Below are 22,411 nucleotides of genomic sequence, written 5' to 3' on the forward strand. Positions count from 1 at the left end.
GTGATTGAAGAAGAGGCCGCATGACCAGCCTCGTCAAGAGCGTCGGGACGATCGGCGGGCTGACGATGGTCAGCCGCCTGTTCGGTTTCGTGCGCGACATGCTGCTCGCCCGCGTGCTCGGCGCCGGGCTCGCCGCCGACGCTTTCCAGCTCGCCTTCACGCTGCCCAACACCTTCCGCCGCCTGTTTGCAGAGGGCGCCTTCTCGGTCGCTTTCGTGCCGATGTACAGCCGTGCGCTGCATGGCGAAGGGGGTGAGGAGGCCGCGGCGCGATTCGCCGACGACGTGCTCTCGGTCTTCCTCTGGGTCTTGCTCGCCTTTTCGGCGGTGATGATGATCGCGATGCCGGGGATCGTCTGGATTCTCGCGCGCGATTTCCAGAACGTGCCGGGCAAGTTCGATTTCGCGGTGTTCCTGAGCCGGGTGACCTTTCCCTATCTTGCGCTGATCAGCCTCGTCGCGATGCTGTCGGGGCTGCTCAACGCACGCTCGCGCTTTGCGCCGGGGGCGTTTGCCCCGGTGTTGCTCAACATTTTGCTGATCGGCGGCATCGTTACCGGCTGGTGGCTGCGCGGGCCCCGGGGCGACGACCGGATCGTCGCCGAGGCACTCGCCGTTTCGGTCAGTCTCGCCGGCATCGCCCAGCTCGCCTATCTCTGGTGGTCGGTCCGCCGTGCAGGCCTGACCTTGCGCTTCCGCTTCCCCAAATTCACCCCCGAGGTGAAGCGGCTCGGGATGCTGATCCTGCCCGCGACCTTCGGCGCCGGCATCTATCAGGTCAGCCAGTTCGTCGACACCTTCTTCGCGACCTCGCTGCCGCAGGGATCGCTGACGCTGCTCAAGCTCGCCGACCGGCTGAACCAGCTTCCACTCGGCATCGTCGGCATCGCGCTCGGCACCGCGATCCTGCCGATGCTGTCGCGCCATATCCACAGCGGCGACGCCGCCGAGGCACAGCGGCTGCAGGCCAACGCCTTCGAGATGGCGACGCTGCTGACGCTGCCCGCCGCCGCCGCGCTTGCGATCTGCGCGCCCGCCTTCGTCACCGCCTTCTTCGTCGGCGGGAAATTCACCGACGCTGACGGCGCGACGATGGCGCATATCGTCGTCGCGCTCGTTGCGGGCCTGCCCGCCTATGTCATCGTCAAGATATTGAACCCCGGCTTCTTCGCGCGCGAGGATACGCGGACCCCGGTGTGGACCGCGCTTGCCTCGCTGATCGTCAATATCGCGATCAACCTCTATGTCGTCGAGCGCTTCGGCATCGTCGGGCTCGCGGGCGCGACCGCGGTTTCGGCGAGCCTCAACTGCCTCCTCCTCTATGTCATCCTGCACCGCCGCGGCTGGTTCCATTTCACCGCGAAGCTCGCGGGGCGGATCACGCGCCAGCTCGTTGCGGTCGCTGCGATGGCGGCGTTGCTCTGGTGGATGATGCCGCTCATGCAGCCCTGGTACGGCGGCAATGTCGTGCAGCGCGTCGGCGCGCTCGCCGCGCTGTGCGGCGTGGGGGGCGCGGTCTTCTTTGCCGCGGCCTTCGTCACCGGCGCGCTTGACAAGGATCTGCTCGCCATGCTGACGCGGCGCCGCCGCAACGGTGCGGCAAAATCTCAGGAGTAAGACATGCGGACGCTATCGGGCATCCAGCCCACCGGAAATTTGCACCTCGGCAATTATCTGGGCGCGATCCGCAACTGGGTGCGGATGCAGGACGAGATGGAGGGCGACAAGCTCTATTTCCTCGCCGACCTCCACGCGATCTCGATGCCGCACGTTCCGGCCGAACTCACCGCCAACACCCGCGCGATGACCGCCGCGCTCGTCGCCTGTGGCATCGACACCGACCGCTCGCTGCTCTTCAATCAGGCGCGCGTCCCCGCGCATGCCGAACTGCAATGGCTCCTCAACGGCACCGCGCGGCTCGGCTGGCTCAACCGGATGACGCAGTTCAAGGACAAGTCGGGCAAGAATCGCGAAAGCGCGTCGGCGGCACTCTACACTTACCCTGTTCTGCAAGCGGCCGACGTGCTGCTCTACCAGACGACGCACGTGCCCGTAGGCGAGGACCAGAAGCAGCATCTCGAACTCGCGCGCGACGTCGCGCAGAAGTTCAACAATGATTATGCCAGCGAGGACGCGCCGGTATTCACCTTGCCCGAACCGATCATCCCGGCCGGGATGGCGCGCATCATGAGCCTGCGCGACGGCACCGCGAAAATGTCCAAGTCCGATCCGTCCGACATGAGCCGCATCAACCTGACCGACGATGCCGACACGATGATGCAGAAGGTCAAGAAGGCGAAGACCGATCCCGAGGTGCTGCCGTCCGAGGCTGCCGGGCTGGAGAGTCGCCCCGAGGCGCGCAACCTCGTCGGCATCTATGCCGCGCTCGCCGACACCAGCGTCGATGCGGTGCTGCGCGACTATGCGGGGCAGGGGTTCGGCGCGTTCAAGCCCGCGCTCGGCGCGCTGCTGATCGAAACGCTCGGCCCGATCAACGCGCGCTTCGTCGCGCTGAAGGACGATACGGCGGCGCTCGACGCCATTCTCGAAAAGGGCGCGGAAAAGGCGCGCCTTCTCGCGAAACCGACGCTCGATGCCGCTTATGCCGCGCTGGGGCTGTGCCGCTGAGCAAACTGCTTTTTGCCAAAGGAAATTCTTGTTTATCGGCGGCGCTTCCCCATATTGACGGAAGGTGCCGTCGTGCGGCGAAGCGAGTTCAACCAAGGTTAAGTCGCATCGGCGTAGTCATGTTATAAACGGCGCAATATGCGCGCCCGTCCGAATCACGGAGCATGAGCATGAACAAGAATATTTCCCGGCGGCTCGGTCTGGCCGCCATTGCGGGCGCGGCGCTGGCATTGGCCGGCTGCGCGACTCCCTTCAAGGCCGACGTCGCGCGTTTCCAGACGCAGCTTCCGGCGCCGCAGGGCCAGAGCTTCGCGATCGAGGCGAGCAACCCGGCGCTGCAGGGCGGCATCGAGTTCGGCCAATATGCCAACCTCGTCGCCGGCGAGCTGACCCGCTACGGCTATCGCCCCGCCGCCAATGGCGAGCGGCCGGATATGGTCGTCCGCATGGACTATGGCGTCGACAAGGGGCGTGAGCGCGTCGTGTCGTCGCCCGGCTTCGGCGACCCCTGGTACGGCGGTTTCGGCCCGTCCTATTATCGCCCGGTGATCGTCCGCGGGCCGCGCGGCCGCCGCTATGTCTACGGCTGGCGCGATCCCTTCCTGTGGGGCGGCTTCGGTCCCGGCTGGGGCTATAACGACGTGTCGAGCTACACCGTCTATACCAGCGGCCTCAATCTCCAGATCAACCGCGCTTCCGACGGCTATCGCCTGTTCGAGGGCCATGCCGAGGCGCAGTCGCGCGACAATAATCTGCAGGCGCTGGTCCCGAACCTCGTCGAGGCGATGTTCACCGGCTTCCCCGGCAATTCGGGCGAGCGCGTCCGCATCACCGTGGCGCCGCCCGAAAAGGGCTGATCGCCTTCCGCACGAACAAGGGGCTCGCCCTCCGAAAGGGAGGCGGGCCCTTTTTTGCGCGCCATGTCAATTGGTCCTCACCCTCTTCGGCAACGACCTCGTTCCTTCGCTCCCACCAAGTGTGCGAACCCGTTTGCCAAGGCTGTGTTGTGCGTGTAATACGCGCTTTCGCGCATGTTCGATTTCCTGAAATCCAGATCCTCCGTTCCGCCGTCGCCGCCCGAAACGCCGGCTGCCCCCTATCCCGACCCGTTCGCGCCTGCGGTCCCGCTGCCCGCGCCCGAAAGTCGTTTCCGCAAATGGACACGCCGCGTCTCGCGCGGCTTCGCGATCTTCGCGGTCGTCTTCATCCTGCTCGTCGGCTGGCTCGCACTCACCGCGCCTTTGTCGAAATCGCTGCAACCGATCGCGCCGCCGGAGATCACGCTGCTCGCTTCCGACGGCACCCCGATCGCGCGCATGGGGGCGATCGTCGATGCGCCGGTCGACGTCGCGAAGCTGCCGAAGCATGTCCCCGGCGCCTTCATCGCGATCGAGGACCGCCGTTTCTACAGCCATTGGGGCGTCGATCCGCGCAGCGTCGCGCGCGCCGTCTGGGCGAATCTGACCGGCGGCCGCAAGCAGGGCGGCAGCACGATCACCCAGCAACTCGCCAAATTCACCTTCCTGACCCCGAAAAAGACCCTCGGCCGCAAGGCGCGCGAGGCGCTGATCGCTTTCTGGCTCGAAGCCTGGCTGACCAAGGACGAGATTCTCCAACGCTATCTCTCCAACGCCTATTTCGGCGACAACACCTACGGGCTGCGCGCGGCGTCGCTCCATTATTTCTCGCGCCAGCCCGAGAAGCTGACCCCGGCGCAGGCGGCGATGCTCGCGGGGCTCGTGCAGGCGCCGTCGCGCCTCGCGCCGACCAAGAATCCCGATCTTGCGGCGAAGCGAATGAAGCTGGTCGTCGCCGCGATGGCCGACACGGGCTATCTGACCGCCGCCGAGGCCAGGGCGATCCGCGCCCCGCGTATCGACGTGCGTAGCCGCAACACGCTGCCTACCGGCACTTATTTCGCCGACTGGGCGCTGCCCGAGGCGCGCCAGCTCAGCGATGTCGGCTATTCGCGCCAGACGATCCGCACCACGCTCGACGCGCGGCTACAGGGGATCGCGCGTCGCGTCACCGCGCGCGCCGGGCTGGGCAAGGCACAGGTCGCGATGGTCGCGATGCGTCCGAATGGCGAGGTCGTCGCGATGGTCGGCGGCCGCGACTATGCTGCCTCGCCCTTCAACCGCGTGACGCAGGCGCGGCGCCAGCCGGGATCGACCTTCAAGCTGTTCGTCTATCTCGCCGCGCTGGAGGACGGGAAGACGCCGGAGGATCGGATCGACAATCGCCCGATCGACACCGGCGCCTATCAGCCCAAGAATGCCGGCGGCGCCTATTCGGACACGATCACCCTCGAAGATGCCTTTGCGGCCTCCAGCAATGTCGCCGCGGTGCGGCTGTTTCGCGAGGTCGGCGACGACAAGATCATCCGCATGGCGCGCGACCTTGGCGTCACCTCGCCGCTGGCAAAGGGCGACCCCAGCCTTGCGCTCGGCACGTCGAGCATGACCTTGCTCGAACTCACCGCTGCTTATGCCGCGGTCGCCGCGAACAGCTATCCGGTCGTCCCGCACGCCTTTACGGAAGAGGAGCCGGGCTGGTTCGCGCGCTGGGTCTGGGGGCCCGATCATTTCTCGTCGCGCGTCCACGACGATATCGAACAGATGCTGCGCGCCGCGGTCAATCGCGGCACCGGCCGTGCCGCGCGGCTGCCGCAAGCCAATTTCGGCAAGACCGGCACCACGCAGGACAGCCGCGACGCGCTGTTCGTCGGCTACGCCAACGGGCTGGTCGTCGGGGTCTGGATCGGCAACGACGACAATAGCCCGCTTCATGGCGCCGCGGGCGGCGGCATTCCCGCGCGCATCTGGCGCGATTTCATGCTGCAGGCGAGCGGTCGTGCCGCCGCGCCAGCCCGGAAGGAGCGTCCGGCGGCCGATCCGGGCGGTCCGGTGCAGCCGCTCGACATTCCCGACATTCCCCTCGATATTCCGAGCGTGCCGATCGCCGACAAGACCAGCGTCGGGGTCAAGGACGGCCAGGCCGTGATCAGCACCGAGATCGGCGGCACGAAGATCGATCTCAAGCTGCCGATCGGCGACCGGCCGCCGGCGCAGCCGCCGCCCTCACCGGCGCCGCAATGAAGTCGGCCTTCCTTCACGTCATCCCGGCGGAGGCCGGGATCTCGCCCGTGCGTATGTTTCCGAGGATGAGATCCCGGCCTTCGCCGGGATGACGAAAAAATCCGCTGTCCTACATTGTCCGGCCGCGATACCGTCCGATTATGATCCGCCTTGCCGTCTCGCCATCAATGCAAATGCGATTTGCGAGTAAAGTTAGGCAGTTTTCCGCGCTTTTTCGGAGTGTCCCTTTTTCATGCTGAGCGTCGAAACCCACGAAGCGAGCCCCTGGCCCGATGCGCTCGACTGGGAGGCGCGCGCCGCCGAAGCCGCTGCTGCGGCGCTCGCGCTCACGCCGTGGGCGGAGCTTGCCAATGCCGCCCCGCTCGTCGAGATCGCGGTGCGCCTGACCGACGATGCGGAGGTTCATGCGCTCAACCGCGATTTCCGTGGGCGTGACAAGCCGACCAACGTGCTGTCCTTTCCGCAGGTTCAGGCCGATCTGCTCGACACGCTCAGCAACAGCGACGACGGCGAGATATTGCTCGGCGACATCGTCCTCGCCCGCGGAACCTGCGTGCGCGAGGCGGAGGAGAAGGGGATTTCGATTGCCGACCATGCGACGCATCTGATCGTTCACGGCACGCTCCATCTCGTCGGCTACGATCATATGGACGATCCGAGCGCGCAGGCGATGGAGGCCTTGGAAGTGAAAGCGCTTGCATCGCTGGGCATCGCCAATCCATATGCGGATCAGGATTAACAGGGGAACAGACGCCATCATGCCCGACGACCGGGACTCTTCGAGCCGATCGGAAGACGACAGTAGATCCGGCCTGCTGGCCGGGCTCAAGACATTGATCTTCGGCGGCGACAAGGAGCCGTCGCTTCGCGAACAGATCGAAGAGGTCATCGACGAGGCCGAAGAAGAGGGTGAGGACCGCCGCGGCGGAGCCAGCGCCGTCGGTGACCTTTCGCCGATCGAGCGCAAGATGGTCCGCAACCTCCTGCATTTCGGCGAGCAGACCGTCGACGATGTCGCGGTACCGCGCGGCGAGATCGTCGCTATTCCCGAGAGCGCGAGCTTCGAGGAGGTCGTGGCGCTGTTCGCCGACGCGGGGCACAGCCGCCTGCCGGTCTATCGCGAAACGCTCGACGAGGTTGTCGGGATGATTCACGTCAAGGACGTGTTCGCGGTGCTCGCGGCGGGGCAGGCGCCACCGCCTTTGCTCGACCTGATCCGCCAGCCGCTCTACGTCCCGCAGTCGATGGATGTGCTCGACCTGCTGGCGGAGATGCGCGCGAAGCGCACCCATCTCGCGATCGTGATCGACGAATATTCGGGCACCGAAGGCCTCGTCACCTTCGAGGACCTGGTCGAGGAAATCGTCGGCGAGGTCGAGGACGAGCATGACGACGAGCCGACCGCGCTGTTCGTGCCGGGCGAGAATGGCTGCTGGGAAGCCGACGCGCGCGCCGAACTCGACGACATCGGCGAAGCGATCGACCCGCGGCTCGCCGAGGTCGAGGAGGATGTCGACACGCTGGGCGGGCTTTCGGCGGTGCTCGCGGGCCATGTCCCCGAGGTCGGTGAAATCCTCCATCACCCGAGCGGGTGGCGCATCGAGGTGACCGAGGCCGACGAAAGGCGCGTCCATCACCTGCGCCTCCACCCGCCGGTCGAGATCGACCCTGAAGCGCCGCTGGACAAACCCGACGACTTTTGACGCAATTGCCTTTGCCCCGCCAAAGGACTAGCGGAGGGCGGATGGAAGTTTCGGACCTTCGCATCGCCCTGTTCAGCGGCAACTACAACATGACGACCGACGGCGCGAACAAGGCGCTCAATCGGCTCGTCGGCTATCTGCTGGCTCAGGGCGCGGCGGTGCGCGTCTATTCGCCGACCGTCGACGACCCAGATTTTGCGCCGACCGGCGACCTTGTCAGCGTGCCGTCGATGGCGATCCCCAATCGCCCCGAATATCGCATTCCGCTCCATTTCTCGTCGCGGGTGCGCCAGGACATCGCGCAGTTCGCGCCCAACATCCTTCACATCTCCAGCCCCGACCGCGTGTCGCGGCAGGCGGCGGCGTGGGCGCGGCGGCGCAATATCCCGGTCGCCTGCTCGGTCCACACGCGCTTCGAGACCTATTTTCGCTATTACAACCTCTCCTTTCTCGAACCGATCGTCGTCGCGTGGCTGCGTCGGCTCTACCGCCGCTGTGACGCACTCATCGCGCCGTCCGAGAGCTTTGCGCAGGTGCTCCGCCAGCAGCGGATGAACTACGACATTGGCATCTGGACCCGCGGCGTCGAACGCGACACCTTCACTCCCGGCCGCCGCGACATGAGTTGGCGGCGAAGCTGGGGGATCGCCGACGACGTGCCGGTCGTCGCCTTCCTCGGCCGCCTCGTGATGGAAAAGGGGCTCGATGTCTTCGCCGACACGATCGACCAGCTTCAGCGCCGCAAGGTGCCGCATCAGGTTGTGGTGATCGGCGAAGGCCCCGCCGGCGACTGGTTCGAATCGCGCCTGCCGCAGGCAAAGTTTGTCGGCTTCCAGGGCGGCGAGAACCTCGCCCGCGCGCTCGCTTCATGCGACATCTTCTTCAATCCTTCGATCACGGAAACTTTCGGCAATGTCACGCTGGAGGCGATGGCGTGCGGGCTGCCCGTGGTCGCCGCGCGCGCCACCGGCAGCGCGAGCATCGTCAAGCATGGACAGACCGGCTACCTCGTCTCGCCGGGCGCGATCACGCTCTTCGCCGACGATCTCGAGCGCTATTGCCGCGATCCCGAACTGCGCGCGGCGCATGGCGCCGCCGCCCGTGCCGAAAGCGGCGCCTATCAATGGGATGCGATCAATCAGTCGGTCGCCGACACCTATTTGCGGCTGATCCGGCAGAAGCAGCGGCGCGGCTAGCATGGCGGATGATCTGTTCGCCGATCAGGAGCCGCCGGCCTCCGTCACCCCCGGCGATGGGCCGCTTGCCGAACGGCTACGGCCGAAGACGCTGTCCGATGTCGTCGGGCAGGAACATCTGACCGGCCCGGACGGTGCGATCGGCCGCATGGTCGCGGCGGGGCAATTGTCGTCGATCATCCTCTGGGGACCACCGGGCACCGGCAAGACGACGATCGCGCGGCTGCTCGCCGAAGCGGTCGGCCTGCGCTTCGCGCCGCTGTCGGCGGTCTTTTCGGGGGTTGCCGATCTCAAGAAGGCGTTCGCAGATGCTGAGAAGATGGCGGCGGCGGGCAGGCGCACATTGCTGTTCGTCGACGAGATTCACCGCTTCAACCGCGCCCAGCAGGACGGCTTTCTCCCCTTCGTCGAGCGCGGCACCGTCGTGCTCGTCGGCGCGACGACCGAGAACCCCAGCTTCGCGCTCAACGCCGCGCTGCTCAGCCGCGCGCAGGTTCTCGTGCTCCATCGCCTCGGCGAAACGGCGCTTGGCACGCTGATCGAGCGCGCCGAAGCGGAGATCGGCCAGCGCCTGCCGGTCACCGCCGAAGCGCGCGCCGCGCTGATCGCGAGCGCCGACGGCGACGGGCGCTTCCTGCTCAATCAGGTCGAGACGCTGTTTTCGGTGACGATCGAACGGCCGCTCGATCCCGGCGAGCTTGCGCAATTCCTGCACCGCCGCATGCCCGTCTACGACAAGGACCGCGACGGTCATTACAATCTCATCTCGGCGCTGCACAAGGCAATGCGCGGATCGGACTCGCAGGCGTCGCTATACTGGCTGGCGCGGATGCTCGTCGCGGGCGAGGAGCCGCTCTATGTCCTGCGTCGCATCACCCGTTTCGCGAGCGAGGACATCGGCCTCGCCGACCCGCAGGCGCTGGTGCAATGCCTTGCCGCGAAGGACGCCTATCAATTCCTCGGCTCACCGGAAGGCGAACTCGCGATCGTGCAGGCATGCCTCTACTGCGCGACCGCGCCCAAATCGAATGCCGCCTATATGGCGCAGAAGGCCGCATGGCGCGCGGCGCGCGACACCGGCAGCCTCGCGCCGCCCGCGAATATCCTCAACGCCCCGACCAAGCTGATGAAGGATCTCGGCTATGGCGCGGGCTATGCCTACGACCATGACGCGCCCGAGGGATTTTCGGGCGCCAATTACTGGCCCGACGAAATGAAACCCCTCGACCTCTACCGCCCCGTCGATCGCGGTTTCGAGAAACGGATCGCCGAGCGCATGGCTTGGTGGGACGAGCGGCGGCGCGAGGGCAGGGGCGGATAGATGGCGGCGCGCTTCGACAATTGGGACGATGTGGTCGCTTTCGCGCTCGCGCTCCCCGACGTCGAGATGGCGCCCTTCTATGGCACGCCGTGCCCCAAGGTGAGCGGCAAGGCCTTCGTGTCGCCGGGACGCGAGGCGGGCAGCTTTCATGTCATGGCCCCGCACGAGGAAAAGGAGGTGCTGCTTGAAACCGATCCCGACAGCTTCTGGCAGACTCCGCATTACGAAGGCTGGCCCGGCCTGCTCGTCCGCTATGGTCCGCACGATCCCGGGCGGGTCGCCGACGTCATCCGCCGTGCCTGGTGGGACCGCGCGAAGAAAACGCAGCGCGCGGCGTTCGGCGAACGGCCCTGAGATGCTGGCGCGCGCCGCTTTCGGCCTGGCACTCGCGGCCGCCGCGCTTCCGGTGCAGGCGGCCACCGAGATCGATCGGGCCTGGGCGGCCGGCTATCGCGCGGCCTTCACCTGCTCGGCGTTGTGGAATGGTGCGGGCAAGCCGCTGGAGGCGATCGAACGCGACGAACTGACCGGCATTTATCTCGAGATCGAGGCTGATGTGCACGCGCTGAACGCCGATGTCGACGACAAGGCGAAGGTCGTCCGCGTCAGGTATCGGGACGACATGCCGCCGCGCCTTGCGCAGTGGATAACCGGCGAAGGGTGCGTCACGCTGCCGATCGGCGCCGCCCCGATACCGATCGCCGGCTTCACGGGCGCCGCCCGCCCGGTGCTCGACGATCAGCCATGGCCGATGGGCGACAGGGATGCGCGCGCGCCGGTCCCGCGCGGCTTTACGCCGTTTGCGAGCGCGGCGGAGGCTGTCGCGGCCTATGGCGGGCGGACGAGTTCGCTGCTGATCGTCAAGAACGGCCGGATTGTCGTCGAGCGCTATTGGGGCGGGCACGATGTTCACACCGCGCAGCGCACCTTCTCGGTCGCCAAGTCGATGGCGGCGACGCTGATCGGTCATGCAGTGCTGCAAGGCTCGGTCGATGTGAAGGCGCCCGCGCTGATCGCCGAATGGCAGTCGCCGGGCGACCCGCGCGCGGCGATCACGACCGAGCAGCTCATGCGCATGGCGAGCGGGCTGACCAGCGACACGGCGGGCAATCGCAGTGACGCCATCTATATGGGCGGTGCATCGGTGCGTCAGTGGACGACGCAATGGCCGCTGCTCAATCCGCCGGGCACGCAGTACCGCTACGCCAATAACGACACGCTGCTCGCGACGCTGTCGCTGAAGGCAGCCGAGGCGAAGGCGGGCCGCACGCTCGACCCCAACGCCTTCTTCGACCGCATCGGCATGACGCGCACCTTTGCCGAGCATGACAAGGACGGCGACTATATCCTGTCGAGTCAGGTGTGGACCACCGCGCGCGACCTGGCGCGGCTCGGCCTCCTCTACCAGAATGACGGGAGGTGGCGGGGCGAGCGCCTGCTGCCCGTCGACTGGCGCCGCTTCGTCACCGCGCCGACCGGACCGCAGCCCGAGGGAGCGTTCGGCTACGGCGCCTGTTTCTGGCTGTTGAACAAGTCCGAAGGCATCCCAGCCGATGCTTTCGGAGCCTTCGGCAACCGCGGCCAATATCTGGTGGTCATCCCCTCGCGCCAACTCGTCATCGTCCGTCAGGGTTACGACGATGGAAAGCAGCGGCTCGACATCGCTAAGCTGGTCGCTGCCATCGTCGCGGCGGACGGGAAGGGGCCATAGAGCGAGAACGGGTTAGACTGAAACCCTGCCATCCTTGTCTCGTCATCCCGGCGAAGGCCGGGATCTCGCCGGTGCGTCAGGTCGAGAGGGTGAGATCCCGGCCTTCGCCGGGATGACGAGATAGCCAAAACTATCCTGCCCTAATCCATCCCCGGATAGCGATTGAACGTCGGCATTTCGTCCAGCTTCTCCATCCAGCCGATGCGCTCGGCAATCTGGATCTGCGCGCCGGCGGGGATCAGGTCCGGATCGTCGAGCGTTGCCGACTGGACGTCGATCTGGCCCGGAAAAATCGCCTCGTTGGTATAGAAGAGGCCGGTGCCGCAATCGGCGCAGAAATGGCGCCGGCCATGTTCGGATGATACATAGATTTTGGGCGTGCCGGTCATCTCCAGATCGGCCTGATTGACCAGCGCCCAGCCGACCATCGGCGCGCCGGCATGGCGGCGGCAGTCGCGGCAATGGCACAGCGCATGATGTTCGACCGCGGTCGGTATCGAATAGCGGATCGCGCCGCAATGGCACTGGCCGCTGGCTCGGGTGGGGGATTCGGTCATGATCGCTCTCCTTCTGATGAGAACATATCATAAACATTATTCGAGTCCAGCAGCACTGACCGGCGCTAGTCGCCCAGATCGACCTTATGGGCCTTGGCCCAATCCTGATATTGTCCGCGCGGGTCCGCCGCGGGGTGGGCCAGGATGGCCGGCATATCCGCGCGTAGCGCGCCCAGGTCGAGCGAGCGGATCATCGCCTTGACCGGGCCGACCCCCGCCGGCGTGATTGACAGCCGTTCGATGCCGAGGCCGAGGAGCGCCATCGCCTCCAACGGACGTCCCGCCATTTCTCCGCACACGCCGAGTGTGACCTTGCTGCCCGACACCAGCTTCACGACGCGCGCGAGATAGCGCATGACCGTCGGCGACAGCCAGTCGTAGCGTTCGGCAAGCCGCGGGTGCGCGCGATCAGCGGCGAAGAGGAACTGGGTGAGGTCGTTGGTGCCGATCGACAGAAAGTCGAGATGCGGCAGCATCAGATCGAGCGTCTCGACCAGCCCCGGCACTTCGAGCATCGCGCCATAGCGGATCGCGACCGGCAGCTTTTTGTTGTGGCTCGCGAGCCAGGCGCGCTGCTTGACGAACAGCTCGCGCGCTGCCTCATATTCCCAGGGTTCCGATACCATCGGAAACATGACGTTGAGCGTCCGGCCGGCCGCCGCCTCCATCAGCGCGCGCGCCTGTACCTTCAGCAGTCCTTCGCGTTCGAGCGCCAGGCGCAGCGCGCGCCAGCCCATCGCGGGATTTTCCTCCTGCTCGGAATCCTCCATGTTCATATAGGGCAGCACCTTGTCGCCGCCGATATCGACCGTCCGGAAGATGACCGGCCGGTCGCCCGCCGCGTCGAGGACGTCGCGGTAGAGCCGCTGCTGCCGCTCGCGCTGCGGCAGCGTCGCCGAGACGAGGAACTGGAATTCGGTGCGGAACAGCCCGATGCCGCGCGCCCCGGTCAGGTCGAGCGCGGCGACGTCCTCGCGCAGCCCTGCATTGATCATCAGCTCGATCGGCACGCCGTCCTTTGTAATCGCGGGCAGATCGCGCAGTGCGGCCAGATCGGCGCGGCGCTTTTGCGTGATTTCGAGCTTGGCGTCGAAGGCATCCTGCACGGCCTGGGTCGGGCGGACGTGGACGGTGCCCGCGCCGGCATCGAGCAGCAGCAGGTCGCCCTCACGGATCGAGGAGCGCACGTCGCGGACGCGGCCGATGACCGGAACCCCCATGGCGCGCGCGACGATGATGACGTGCGCGGTCAGCGACCCTTCTTCGAGAACCACGCCTTTCAGCCGGCGGCGATCATATTCGAGCAGTTCGGCGGGGCCGAGGTTGCGTGCGATCAGGATCGAATCCTGCCGTAGGCCCATCTGCGCCGCGGTGCCCATCTGCCCCGACACGATGCGGATCAGTCGGTTCGACAAATCCTCCAGATCGTGCATCCTATCGCGCAGCAGCGGATCGTCGATCTGGCGCATCCGCATCCGGGTGCGCTGCTGGACGCGCTCGATTGCGGCCTCGGCGGTCAGGCCGCTGTCGATCGCTTCGTTGATCCGGCGTGACCAGCCCTCGTCATAGGCGAACATCTTGTAGGTCTCGAGAACCTCTTCCTGCTCGCCGCCGATGCCGAATTCGGCCTGGCTCGTCATGCGGTCGATCTGTTCGCGCATCTTGTCGAATGCGGCATAGACGCGGTGGCGCTCGGCCTCGACATCGTCGGCGACCGTATGTTCGATGGTAATGCGCGGCTGGTGAAAGACCGCGATGCCCGCGCCCATGCCGTCGACGAGCTTTTGCCCCGACAATCGCTGCGCCGACTGATCGGCGGCTGCGGCGTCGATGCGCGCGGTGGTGTCGACCAGATCGGCGTTGGCGATCAGTTCGGACAGCACCATCGCGACGGTCTGCAGCGTCTCTATCTCTATCTCTTCATAGCGGCGTGGATCGCTATGCTGGACGCAGAGCACGCCGACCGCCTGCTCGCGGCGGATGATCGGCACGCCGGCGAAGCTGTGGAAGAGTTCTTCGCCGGTTTCGGGACGATAGGAATAATCCGGGTGCGCCGCCGCCTCGTCGAGGTTTAGCGTCTCGATCTGCGCGGCGATCGTGCCGACAAGGCCTTCGCCGAGCGCGAGGCGGGTGACGTGCACCGCCTCCTGCTTGAGGCCGCGCGTCGCATAGAGTTCAAGCGTTCCGTCGCGCAGCAGATAGATGGAGCAGACCTCGCTGTGCAGGCATTCGCCGATGATGCCGACGACCTGATTGAGCTTGCTCTGCGCATTGCTGCGCGCCGCCATGACCTCGTGCAGTCGGGTCAGGATGGTGCGCGCCGACTGGGCGGCCGACGTCGGCGGAGGCGGGGCGTTGGTCATGTCCCGTCCGTGCTAACAGATGCGATGCCCCGCCGCCAAGGGCGCGCGCGAAATTTCCTGTCGCGATCAGGCGCCGGGGTTGGTCGCCGGTGGCGTCGCCGACGTCGTCGTTTCGGGAGACGCCGGGCCATAGGGCGCTGCAGGCGTCACGGCCGGAGTGGTCATGATCGCCGGGGGTGGCGCATATTTCGCGTCCCATGCCGCCGCGTCGAGCTGATACTGGGCATAGGCTTCATAGAAATCGAGGAATGGCTGATCGAGCCGCGCGAGCTGCGCCGGCGCCTGCTCGATGACTTGCGCGCTTGGCGTCGAGGAAACGAGCTGCGCGATCTCGTTGGCGCGGGCGCAGAAGGCGCGCTGTGCGGGGGGCTGTGCGAAATAATTGAAGAGCTGGGTCGACAAGCGATCGCGCGGGGCGATTCCGTTGTTGCCATTCTCCTTGCCGAGCTGGGTGATGACCGCCTTTTCGCTCGACTTGATGATCTTCGCATGGGCCTTGATAATATTGTTATACGCCGACACCAGCGTTGCTTCCTCGGTGCCGCGGCAACCGATCGCCGCGACGTTGAGGCCGATCTTGAGCTGCCAGAAGGCACGGTCGCCCGAAATATTGCTGTTCGCGGTGACGAAATGGCCGTCGATCCCGCGGCCGGGCAGTATCTGCGTCAGCGAAGCATAGCCCGGCGGCAACGGCCGCGGCGGAATGACGATCGTGACCGGCGGCGGCGGGGGAGGCGGCGGCGGCGGCGGTTTGGGTGCGCAGGCGGCGACGCTCGCAAGCAGCCCGGCCATGATGATCTTGCGCGACATAGTCATGAAATTCTCCCCAACCGCGAACATGCGGCCTCAACCCCGTGCGTGCAATGCGGCTTCGGCCTGTTGCACCAAAGCCGCGATGATATCGGCAACGCTCTCCTCCGACGTTACCATACCCACCGATTGCCCTGCCATTAACGAACCGCCCTCGACGTCGCCGTCGATGACCGCGCGGCGCAGGGCGCCCGCCCAATAATGCTCGATCTGAAGCTGCGCTTCCAGCATGTCGACCTCGCCCGTGTCGAGCAGGTTCGCGACCTCGCGCTGCTTGGCGGTAAAGGCCTCGGTGCCGTTATTCTTGAGCGCGCGAACCGGGATCACCGGCAGGCGCGGATCGATCTGCACGCTCGCGACCGCATCGCGCGCGGAGGCGCGGATGAACGCCTTCTTGAAAGCGGGATGCGCGATGCTTTCGGTCGCGCAGACGAAGCGCGTGCCGAGCTGGACGCCCGAAGCGCCCATCTCCAGATAGCCGGCGATCGCCTCGCCGCGGCCGATGCCGCCGGCGACGAAGATCGGCACCTCGTCCGCGAGCGTCGGCAGAATTTCCTGCGCCAGCACGCTCGTCGATACGGGGCCGATGTGGCCGCCGGCCTCCATGCCCTCGATGACCAGCGCATCGACGCCCGACCGGACGAGCTTTTTCGCCAGCGCCAGCGTCGGCGCGAAGCAGATGACCTTCGCGCCCGATGCCTTGATTGCCTCAAGGCTTCCCTTGGGCGGCAGGCCGCCTGCGAGGACGACATGGCCGACGCCATGCTTTGCGCAGACGTCGATCAGGTCGAAGAGTTGCGGGTGCATGGTGATCAGGTTGACGCCGAAATTGCGGGTCGCGAGCGTCTTGGTCGCTGCGATCTCGGCATCGAGAAGTTCGGGTGTCATCGCACCGCAGGCGATGACGCCGAAGCCGCCCGCGTTGCTGATCGCGCTCACCAGATGGCGCTCCGAGACCCAGCTCATTGCCCCGCACAAAATGGCGTAATCGCTGCCGAGAAGCACGGTTCCGCGCGCCATAAGATCGTTAAGATTGCTCATCGAAAGCGCCTTTGCCAGCAGTCGCGCGCGGGCGCAATGGATTGCGATAATCGCGCTTTCGTCCCGCCGTGCGCGGGACTCGGTTCGGCGCGACAACCGGGCCTTTCGGCGCAGAAAGCAAATCAATCATTGTCAACTAAATCACTTGGCATATGCTTGGGGAGCGAATCCACAGGGAAAGGAAATTTGCATGAGCTCCTTCAAGGAGGCCGCCAAAGGCGGGTCCGAGCAAGTGCCCCGCGCCGTCCAGACGGTGCTCGACGCGCTTGAAAAGCTGAAGTTCGGCGCCATCCAGCTCACCGTCCACGAGGGGCGGCTGGTGCAGGTCGACGTCACCGAACGCCACCGCTACCCGAACTGACTTCATTCCCCCGAAAGGGGATCGTTCCATATTTCATGCCGCAGACCGGACCGCCGGATGTGGCAATTTTCTTGCAACAGGAAATTGTCATGACCGCAAAATATCCGTCTGCCCGCCGGCGCCTGCCGGCCGCCTCCGTCTCGCTCACCCTGCTTCTCGCGCTCGCTGCAACCCCGGCACTTGCCGCCGAAACCGCTGCCGATGCCGAGGACGTCGACACCACCGCTGCGCAGGTCGAGGGCGGTAGCTATGGCGGCGACATTCTTGTCACCGCGCGCCGCCGCCAGGAAACTGCGCAGGATGTGCCGATCGCGATCTCGGTCGTCGCGGGCGAACAGATCGACAATACCGGCAGTTTCAACGTCGGCCGTCTGACCCAGCTCACCCCGACGCTGCAATTTTACTCGTCGAACCCGCGCAACACCGCGGTCAACATCCGCGGCATCGGCGCTCCCTTCGGACTTACCAACGACGGGATCGAGCAGGGGGTCGGCATCTATGTCGACGACGTCTATTATTCGCGCGTCGCCTCCTCGACCTTCGACTTCCTCGACGTCGCGCAGATCGAGGTGCTGCGCGGGCCGCAGGGAACGCTCTATGGCAAGAACACCACCGCGGGCGCGATCAACATCACGACCAACCAGCCGACCTTCGATTTCGAGGGCAAGGCCGAGGTCAGCATCGGCAATCTGAACTTCAAGCAGGCGAAGGCCGCGATCTCCGGCCCGCTCACCGACCATCTTGCGGCGCGCGTTGCGATTTCGTCGACCAGCCGTCGCGGTACCATCTATAACGTCACGACCGACCGCTGGGTTCAGAGCCAGGACAATATCGGCATTCGCGGTCAATTGCTGTGGCAGCCGAACGACGATCTTTCGATCACGCTTTCGGGCGACTGGAACAAGCAGGATGCGGTCTGCTGCGCGTCGGTGTTCGTGCGCACCGGCGAGACGCAGCGCCCGACGAACCGCCAATATGCCGCGCTCGCCGCGGCGCAGGGTTATGTCGTGCCGAGCACCAACCCCTATGACCGGCTGACCGACCTCGACGCCAATCTCAATGCGGGGAACGAGATCGGCGGCGTCGCGCTGCGCGTCAAATGGGACGTCGGCCCCGGCACGCTGACCTCGGTTACCGCGTGGCGCTATTGGGACTGGCAGCCCGAGAACGACCGCGACTTCACCGGCCTGCCGATCGTCACCAAGTCGCAGAACCCGTCGCAGCAGAACCAGTATACGCAGGAATTGCGCTATAATTACACTGGCGACCGCTTCGACTTCGTGCTCGGCGGCTTCTATTATTACCAGCGCATCGACACGCAGGGGACCGAGCAGCATGGCCCGGCGTCGAGCCGCTGGACGCTCAATCCGACGAGCGCGCTGGCGAACGACCCGTCGGTGCTCGACGGTCTGACCGCGATCAACACCCAGTTCCTCAAGAACACCAGCGCCGCGCTGTTCGGGCAGGCGAGCTGGAAGATCAGCGACCAGTTCACGATTCAGCCCGGCGTCCGGCTGAACTATGACAAGAAGGAAGGCTTTTATCAGCGGCGTGTTTTTGCAGGCGACGGAACGCCGGTCGTCTTTGGGCCGACCGATGCGGTCACGCTCGCGCGGCTCGGCGTGTTCGCGCCGCAGGAATATGCGCCCGCGTTCAGCGACTGGAACTTCAGCTACGACCTGACCGCGACCTACAAGGCGACGCGCGATCTGCTTTTCTATGCGACCTATGCCAAGACCTTCAAATCGGGCGGCATCAACCAGAATGGCGTGCCGAACGATGCGGACAACAATCCGCTGCTCGGCGCTGCGACGGTGAAGCCGGAGTCGGTCAATCATTACGAGGCGGGGATCAAGGCCGAGTTTTGGGACCGCCGCGCCACCTTCAACCTCACCGCCTTCCGCAGCGATATCCGGAATTTCCAGGCCAATGTGAACAATGGCCAGTTCGGCGTGCTGCGCGGCTATCTTGCCAATGCGGGGAAGGTGCGGACGCAGGGCTTCGAGGGCGATTTCTCGATCCGCCCGAGCGAACGCTTCCGGGCCTATGTCAACGGCGCCTATACCGATGCCAAATATGTGAAATTCGTCGATGCGCCGTGCGCGCCCGAGCAGTCGGGCGGGACGAACAGCCCACCGAACTGCGACATTTCGGGCCAGCGGCTGCCGGGGGTTTCCAAATGGGCCTTTTCCTTCGGGGCTGAGGTCAACGCCGAATCGAAGCTCTTCGACCAGGATGGGCAATTCTATTTCGGTTACGACGGCAGCTACCGGTCCGACTGGTCGTCGAACCCGACGCCGTCGGCCTATACCTGGGTCAAGGGCTATTCGCTGTCGAACTTCCGCGCCGGGTTCCGGACCGAGAATGGCCTCGACCTCTTCGCCTGGGTCCGGAATGCGTTCGATCAGGACTATATCGACCAGCTCAGCGTCGGACCGGGCAATACCGGGCTGATCGTCGGCCTGCCGGGCGATCCCCGCACTTGGGGCGGGACGGTCAAGGTCAGTTTCTGAGCGGGCTGTCCCACCGCAAAGGAAAAGGGCCGCTCCCGCGAGGGGGCGGCCCTTTTTCACGCAGGCTGGATCAGCGCTGCTGCGGATTCCTGTTCCGATCCTGATCGGAACGTTGGCCGCCCTGCTGGCGATCCTGACCACCCTGCTGTTGCTGCTGGCGACGCTGTTCCTCGTCGCGGTCCGCCTGCGGGTTCTTGTGGTTCTGCTGGTTGGGGTTGTTAGCCACTTTCCATACTCCTGCTGCCGCGCCATGCCATCATGTCGCGACCCTTCAGCAACCCGCCGCGGCGGCCAATGTTGCGGGACTTCGCCGGGCCGTGGCCGGAGCGGGACGGACCCCTCCCATAGAGGCAACCGGCCCGCGTCTGATCGGTTCGTTCGATGACTATGTCCGGCTTATTCGTTTAGGTCGATTGAGAGGTGCGGCGTAACCTGACCCGGCAAGAACGAAAGGATGACGCCATCGACTCGACGTCCGTACGCGCCGACCGTTTCCGGCAAGGCCGATGAAGCGGGCGTCTGCGTCACGCTCGCGTCATTCCGCCGCATCATGACCGCATAATATCCATAAGAGAGGAGAGACTGCATGAACGCCCCCCAGACAGGCTGCCCCTTTGGCGGCAAGGACCGTTTCCGCTCACTGCTCGGCCGCACGAACAAGGATTGGTGGCCCGACGCGCTGCCGCTCGACATCCTGACCCAGAACGGCGCCTCGCCCGATCCGATGGGTGAGGATTTCGACTATGCCAAGGCCTTCCAGTCGCTCGACTATCAGGCGCTGAAGGCCGACATCACCGCGCTGATGACCGACAGCAAACCGTGGTGGCCCGCCGACTATGGGCATTACGGCCCCTTTTTCATCCGCATGGCGTGGCACGCCGCGGGTACCTATCGCACCGCCGACGGCCGCGGCGGCGCGAACAGCGGGCAGCAGCGCTTCGCGCCGCTCAACAGCTGGCCGGACAACGGCAATCTCGACAAGGCGCGGCGCCTGCTGTGGCCGATCAAGCAGAAATATGGCGCGAAGATCTCGTGGGCGGACCTGTTCATCCTGACCGGCAATGTCGCGATCGAATCGATGGGCGGCCCGGTGTTCGGCTTCGGCGGCGGTCGCAAGGACGTCTATGAGGCCGAGCGCGATATCTATTGGGGCGCCGAGGAGCAATGGGTCAACGAAGGCGTCCAGACGCGCATCGACCCCGACAAGGAACTCGACCTCGAAAACCCGCTCGCGGCGATCCAGATGGGCCTGATCTACGTCAATCCCGAAGGGCCGGGCGGCAATCCCGACCCGCTGCAATCGGCGCGCGACATCAAGATCACCTTCGAGCGCATGGCGATGAGCCATGAGGAGACGGTGGCGCTCACCGCCGGCGGCCACACCTTCGGCAAGGCGCATGGCGCGGGCGATGCGAGCCTGGTCGGCGCGGCGCCCGAAGCCGCCGACATCTCGCTGATGGGGCTCGGCTGGACGAGCAGCTTCGAGACCGGGGTGGGCGCGCACGCGATCACCAGCGGCATCGAGGGCGCGTGGGTGAACACGCCGACTGAGTGGTCGGAAAATTATTTCCGCCTGCTCCTCGACTATGATTACGAGCTGGTGAAGAGCCCTGCCGGCGCGCAGCAGTGGCAGCCGATCAACCAGAAAGAAGAGGACATGGCCCCCGACGCCCATAATCCGGGCAAAAAGGTGCCGACGATGATGACCACCGCCGACATGGCGCTGAAGATGGACCCCGAACTGCGCCGGATTTCGGAGAAGTTCAGGAACGACCATGAAGCGTTCAAGGACGCCTTCGCGCGCGCCTGGTTCAAGCTCTGCCATCGCGACATGGGACCGAAGGTCCGCTACCTCGGCCCCGAAGTGCCGGCTGAAGATCTGATCTGGCAGGACCCGGTGCCGGCGGGGAGCAAGCCGTCGGACGGTGACGTCGCGGCGTTCAAGAGTGCGATCCTCGCCTCGGGGCTGACCGTCGGCGAACTCGTCAAGGCGGCCTGGGCGTCGGCCTCGACCTTCCGCAAGACCGACTTTCGCGGCGGCGCCAACGGCGCGCGCGTCGCGCTGGCGCCGCAGAAGGACTGGGCGGTCAACGACCCGGCCGAGCTTGCGAAAGTGCTCGGCAAGATCGATGAACTGCGCGGCAGCCTGTCGCTCGCCGACGCGATCGTCCTTGCGGGCAGCGCGGCGGTCGAGAAGGCGGCGAAGGATGCGGGCTTCGACGTCGCGGTGCCTTTCACCGGCGGCCGCGGCGACGCGGCGCAGGAGTGGACTGACGTCGAGAGCTTCGAGGTGATGGAGCCGAGGGCCGACGCCTTCCGCAACTATCTCGCCACCAAGCACAGCGTGAAGACCGAGGAACTGATGCTCGATCGCGCGTCGCTGCTCGGCCTGTCGGTGCCCGAACTGACGGTTCTGGTCGGGGGCCTGCGCGTCCTCGGCGCGAACCAGGGCGGCAGCAGGCACGGCGTGTTCACGAACCGCGTCGGGCAACTCACCACCGACTTCTTCGTCAATCTGCTCGACATGGACACGATCTGGGAAGTGGTCGATGCGAGCGGCGACGAGGAGTTCATCGGCTACGACCGCGGCGGCCGCACCGAGCGCTGGCGCGCGACGCGCACCGACCTGATCTTCGGCTCCAACTCGCAGCTTCGCGCCACCGCCGAAGTCTATGCCGAGAAGGGGCATGAGGAGAAGTTCGTGCGCGACTTCGTCAAGGCCTGGGTCAAGGTGATGAACGCCGACCGTTTCGACGTCGGCTAATCTGCGGACCTGCCGGTCCCGCATCATGCCGCGGGACCGGCGGCGGTTAGGATGACGGGTCGTGGGCCCGCCTCCGGGGATATGGGCCCGGGGGCGGGCCTTTCTTTTGGGCTTAAAGCGACAAAGGATACGGACGTGCGCGTCCATATTGTCTCCTTTGTCGCTTTAAGACGGGCGGGCAGGGGGAGGTGAGCGGGTCGTGTGCCGCGCGAAGGCGATGGCGGCGGCGTGTGCTCCATCCGTCAGTTTGGAGCATGGTGGGAGAATGTAGGAAAGGATTATCTGGGGGCGGCGGCATTGGGGTGGAGAGCGGACACTCCCCACTTTCGTCATTCCCGCGAAAGCG

Annotated in this window: 18 protein-coding genes; 13 read left to right on the forward strand and 5 right to left on the reverse strand. The window is 65.7% G+C overall.

Annotated features, from left to right (window positions below):
* Nucleotides 1-20 precede the first annotated feature (20 nt).
* The 10 genes from murJ to NP825_RS05355 all read left to right on the forward strand — a co-directional run bounded on the left by murJ (nt 21) and on the right by NP825_RS05355 (nt 11,656).
* Nucleotides 21-1,616, forward strand: a complete 1,596-nt coding sequence (gene murJ, locus NP825_RS05310) for a murein biosynthesis integral membrane protein MurJ (protein ID WP_257549106.1) — start codon at nt 21-23, stop codon at nt 1,614-1,616.
* A gap of 3 nt (nt 1,617-1,619) precedes the next feature.
* Nucleotides 1,620-2,627, forward strand: coding sequence for a tryptophan--tRNA ligase (gene trpS / locus NP825_RS05315; protein WP_257549108.1), 1,008 nt, complete (start codon nt 1,620-1,622; stop codon nt 2,625-2,627).
* 164 nt (nt 2,628-2,791) lie between these two features.
* Nucleotides 2,792-3,484 carry a DUF4136 domain-containing protein gene (locus NP825_RS05320; RefSeq protein WP_374046532.1) on the forward strand — a complete coding sequence of 231 codons (693 nt, stop codon included), beginning with the start codon at nt 2,792-2,794 and terminating at the stop codon, nt 3,482-3,484.
* Between the two features lie 174 nt (nt 3,485-3,658).
* A complete protein-coding gene (locus NP825_RS05325; RefSeq protein WP_257549112.1) occupies nt 3,659-5,725 on the forward strand; it encodes a transglycosylase domain-containing protein in 2,067 nt (688 codons plus the stop codon).
* Nucleotides 5,726-5,957: 232 nt separating this feature from the next.
* Nucleotides 5,958-6,464, forward strand: a complete 507-nt coding sequence (gene ybeY, locus NP825_RS05330; protein WP_257549114.1) for an rRNA maturation RNase YbeY — start codon at nt 5,958-5,960, stop codon at nt 6,462-6,464.
* 19 nt (nt 6,465-6,483) lie between these two features.
* The gene (locus NP825_RS05335) at nt 6,484-7,428 is read left to right on the forward strand and encodes a hemolysin family protein (RefSeq protein WP_257549116.1); all 945 of its coding nucleotides are present in this window, start codon (nt 6,484-6,486) and stop codon (nt 7,426-7,428) included.
* Between the two features lie 41 nt (nt 7,429-7,469).
* On the forward strand, nt 7,470-8,624 hold the full coding sequence (locus tag NP825_RS05340) for a glycosyltransferase family 1 protein (protein WP_257549118.1): 1,155 nt from the start codon (nt 7,470-7,472) through the stop codon (nt 8,622-8,624).
* Nucleotide 8,625: 1 nt separating this feature from the next.
* The gene (locus NP825_RS05345) at nt 8,626-9,945 is read left to right on the forward strand and encodes a replication-associated recombination protein A (RefSeq protein WP_257549120.1); all 1,320 of its coding nucleotides are present in this window, start codon (nt 8,626-8,628) and stop codon (nt 9,943-9,945) included.
* Entirely contained in the window at nt 9,946-10,299 is a 354-nt protein-coding gene (locus tag NP825_RS05350; RefSeq protein WP_257549122.1) for an MmcQ/YjbR family DNA-binding protein, read from the forward strand.
* 1 nt (nt 10,300) lies between these two features.
* Nucleotides 10,301-11,656, forward strand: a complete 1,356-nt coding sequence (locus tag NP825_RS05355; RefSeq protein ID WP_257549125.1) for a serine hydrolase — start codon at nt 10,301-10,303, stop codon at nt 11,654-11,656.
* Between the two features lie 140 nt (nt 11,657-11,796).
* Here the strand turns inward: NP825_RS05355 and NP825_RS05360 are convergent, their stop codons facing one another.
* The 4 genes from NP825_RS05360 to NP825_RS05375 form a co-directional block, all read right to left on the reverse strand.
* On the reverse strand, nt 11,797-12,213 hold the full coding sequence (locus NP825_RS05360) for a GFA family protein (RefSeq protein WP_257549127.1): 417 nt from the start codon (nt 12,211-12,213) through the stop codon (nt 11,797-11,799).
* 65 nt (nt 12,214-12,278) lie between these two features.
* Complete coding sequence (gene ptsP / locus NP825_RS05365) at nt 12,279-14,576, reverse strand: phosphoenolpyruvate--protein phosphotransferase (RefSeq protein WP_257549129.1); 2,298 nt, start codon at nt 14,574-14,576, stop codon at nt 12,279-12,281.
* Between the two features lie 66 nt (nt 14,577-14,642).
* Nucleotides 14,643-15,392 (reverse strand): hypothetical protein, encoded by a 750-nt coding sequence (locus NP825_RS05370; RefSeq protein WP_257549131.1) that lies wholly within the window; start codon nt 15,390-15,392, stop codon nt 14,643-14,645.
* A 30-nt stretch (nt 15,393-15,422) separates the two neighbouring features.
* Entirely contained in the window at nt 15,423-16,427 is a 1,005-nt protein-coding gene (locus tag NP825_RS05375) for a nitronate monooxygenase family protein (RefSeq protein WP_257549133.1), read from the reverse strand.
* A gap of 190 nt (nt 16,428-16,617) precedes the next feature.
* Between NP825_RS05375 and NP825_RS05380 the strand changes: the two genes are divergently transcribed.
* Entirely contained in the window at nt 16,618-16,788 is a 171-nt protein-coding gene (locus NP825_RS05380; protein ID WP_257549135.1) for a YezD family protein, read from the forward strand.
* An 89-nt stretch (nt 16,789-16,877) separates the two neighbouring features.
* Nucleotides 16,878-19,301 (forward strand): TonB-dependent receptor, encoded by a 2,424-nt coding sequence (locus NP825_RS05385; RefSeq protein WP_257549137.1) that lies wholly within the window; start codon nt 16,878-16,880, stop codon nt 19,299-19,301.
* A 70-nt stretch (nt 19,302-19,371) separates the two neighbouring features.
* On the opposite strand, the gene NP825_RS05390 is transcribed toward NP825_RS05385, so the two are convergent.
* A complete protein-coding gene (locus tag NP825_RS05390; protein ID WP_257549139.1) occupies nt 19,372-19,527 on the reverse strand; it encodes a hypothetical protein in 156 nt (51 codons plus the stop codon).
* A gap of 360 nt (nt 19,528-19,887) precedes the next feature.
* Here NP825_RS05390 and katG point away from each other — a divergent pair, with 360 nt between their 5' ends.
* The gene (katG, locus tag NP825_RS05395) at nt 19,888-22,065 is read left to right on the forward strand and encodes a catalase/peroxidase HPI (RefSeq protein ID WP_257549141.1); all 2,178 of its coding nucleotides are present in this window, start codon (nt 19,888-19,890) and stop codon (nt 22,063-22,065) included.
* Nucleotides 22,066-22,411: the final 346 nt, after the last annotated feature.

It is taken from the genome of Sphingopyxis sp. DBS4 (genome assembly GCF_024628865.1).
GTDB lineage: Bacteria > Pseudomonadota > Alphaproteobacteria > Sphingomonadales > Sphingomonadaceae > Sphingopyxis.

Coding starts and splice junctions, on each gene's coding strand:
- NP825_RS05355 (WP_257549125.1), top strand. CDS start 10,301: ATGCTGGCGCGCGCCGCTTTCGGCCTGGCACTCGCGGCCGCCGCGCTT.
- NP825_RS05385 (WP_257549137.1), top strand. CDS start 16,878: ATGACCGCAAAATATCCGTCTGCCCGCCGGCGCCTGCCGGCCGCCTCC.
- ptsP (WP_257549129.1), bottom strand. CDS start 14,576: ATGACCAACGCCCCGCCTCCGCCGACGTCGGCCGCCCAGTCGGCGCGC.
- trpS (WP_257549108.1), top strand. CDS start 1,620: ATGCGGACGCTATCGGGCATCCAGCCCACCGGAAATTTGCACCTCGGC.
- NP825_RS05380 (WP_257549135.1), top strand. CDS start 16,618: ATGAGCTCCTTCAAGGAGGCCGCCAAAGGCGGGTCCGAGCAAGTGCCC.
- NP825_RS05370 (WP_257549131.1), bottom strand. CDS start 15,392: ATGACTATGTCGCGCAAGATCATCATGGCCGGGCTGCTTGCGAGCGTC.
- murJ (WP_257549106.1), top strand. CDS start 21: ATGACCAGCCTCGTCAAGAGCGTCGGGACGATCGGCGGGCTGACGATG.
- NP825_RS05335 (WP_257549116.1), top strand. CDS start 6,484: ATGCCCGACGACCGGGACTCTTCGAGCCGATCGGAAGACGACAGTAGA.
- NP825_RS05340 (WP_257549118.1), top strand. CDS start 7,470: ATGGAAGTTTCGGACCTTCGCATCGCCCTGTTCAGCGGCAACTACAAC.
- NP825_RS05345 (WP_257549120.1), top strand. CDS start 8,626: ATGGCGGATGATCTGTTCGCCGATCAGGAGCCGCCGGCCTCCGTCACC.
- NP825_RS05320 (WP_374046532.1), top strand. CDS start 2,792: ATGAGCATGAACAAGAATATTTCCCGGCGGCTCGGTCTGGCCGCCATT.
- NP825_RS05350 (WP_257549122.1), top strand. CDS start 9,946: ATGGCGGCGCGCTTCGACAATTGGGACGATGTGGTCGCTTTCGCGCTC.
- katG (WP_257549141.1), top strand. CDS start 19,888: ATGAACGCCCCCCAGACAGGCTGCCCCTTTGGCGGCAAGGACCGTTTC.
- NP825_RS05325 (WP_257549112.1), top strand. CDS start 3,659: ATGTTCGATTTCCTGAAATCCAGATCCTCCGTTCCGCCGTCGCCGCCC.
- ybeY (WP_257549114.1), top strand. CDS start 5,958: ATGCTGAGCGTCGAAACCCACGAAGCGAGCCCCTGGCCCGATGCGCTC.
- NP825_RS05360 (WP_257549127.1), bottom strand. CDS start 12,213: ATGACCGAATCCCCCACCCGAGCCAGCGGCCAGTGCCATTGCGGCGCG.
- NP825_RS05375 (WP_257549133.1), bottom strand. CDS start 16,427: ATGAGCAATCTTAACGATCTTATGGCGCGCGGAACCGTGCTTCTCGGC.